Origin of the sequence: Paracoccus sp. J56, assembly GCF_019633685.1 — a bacterium.
Lineage (GTDB): Bacteria > Pseudomonadota > Alphaproteobacteria > Rhodobacterales > Rhodobacteraceae > Paracoccus > Paracoccus kondratievae.
Window position 1 is genome coordinate 1 of sequence record NZ_JAFL01000077.1, and the last position, 1,118, is coordinate 1,118.

Below are 1,118 nucleotides of genomic sequence, written 5' to 3' on the forward strand. Positions count from 1 at the left end.
CAAGGACGAAGAGGCCCCCATCTTCCAGATCGCAGACTACGGCCTCGTCGGGGACCTCTTCTCAGTCGTTCCAGAACTCACGCAGAAGTTGTAAGGGCTAAAACCTGCCGTAATGCAGCAATGACAAAAGCTCAGGCGACATCTTCGGTCAGTCGGGAAGGACGGAACCTTGTCACTTACCTCCCCGGGGCTCCGTCCAGAGGAATCGAACATGTCTGAAATCGTCCGCGAGTCGATGGAGTATGACGTCGTTATTGTTGGTGGGGGCCTTGCGGCGCTCGAGCATCCGTTTGACCCGGCGCCGGATGCGCGTCGCGTCGTGGGCGCTGATGCCGTTGAAGTCCGCCAGGTCCATATCCGGGCTTTCGTCCGATGCGTCGACATCGACGGGGGCGGGGTCAGGAGGTCTGGGGGAATCCTCTTACAGTGCAGCTTGTGCAGATGCTTTTTGAGATCGAGCTCAAGGTCGAAACGACCCTCGGTCAGGCTGAAAAAGCAGGCCTCGATGAAGGGGATGGTGGACAGGTGAATACTCCGGACATGTAGGGGCCGTCGGCCGGGGGGGAGCCCGACCGGGGCAAGAGGGGTTGGGGGGAATGGTGATCAGGTGCCGGTAAAAATCAGGCCGCGCGGTTTGGAACCCGCCCATGCCCTTGCGGAAATCGATCGGTTCGCAGATCACAAAGATGCGGAAGCTGCCGGACTGAGAAACCCAGCACCGCCCGCAGCACCTCAGCCTGGTGGTCGGCCCGATAGACGCTGGAAAGCTGATCGAGCGCCGCTGCAATACACATGCCTTGGCTGGTTGGTTTGATAGGGAACGGAAGGCATGTGTGGTTGATCATGGGGATCTCCCATTCGGAAGCACGAGAGCACCAGTCTGTGACGGTCCTGGCGGACGGGCGGGGGGCTGGCTGCAATGCATCAGGCGAACAGCCCGCGCGAATTCCGAAAGCAGACTATCCAGTATCTTCGGACAATCGATGGACACATGGCCTGCAGCCTCGATCATTTGGATCTGACGCGCGATGAGAACGGCGGTGGGAAATTCGTCCACGGTAGCGGTGGCTTGGTGCTGCTGCGGGCGGCGTAAAAGTCGTCCACCTATTCCCTTTCTG

The 1,118-nt window shown here is 59.7% G+C and carries 3 protein-coding genes; 2 read left to right on the forward strand and 1 reads right to left on the reverse strand.

Annotated features, from left to right (window positions below; translation table 11 throughout):
- Both M511_RS19040 and M511_RS19045 read left to right on the forward strand, forming a co-directional pair.
- Positions 1 to 94 (forward strand): electron transfer flavoprotein subunit alpha (locus M511_RS19040; RefSeq protein WP_217809637.1); only part of this gene is annotated, 94 nt, incomplete at its 5' end.
- A gap of 117 nt (positions 95 to 211) precedes the next feature.
- Complete coding sequence (locus tag M511_RS19045) at positions 212 to 529, forward strand: hypothetical protein (protein WP_085503278.1); 318 nt, start codon at positions 212 to 214, stop codon at positions 527 to 529.
- A 91-nt stretch (positions 530 to 620) separates the two neighbouring features.
- Here the strand turns inward: M511_RS19045 and M511_RS19050 are convergent, their stop codons facing one another.
- Positions 621 to 845, reverse strand: a complete 225-nt coding sequence (locus M511_RS19050) for a hypothetical protein (protein ID WP_139824660.1) — start codon at positions 843 to 845, stop codon at positions 621 to 623.
- Positions 846 to 1,118: the final 273 nt, after the last annotated feature.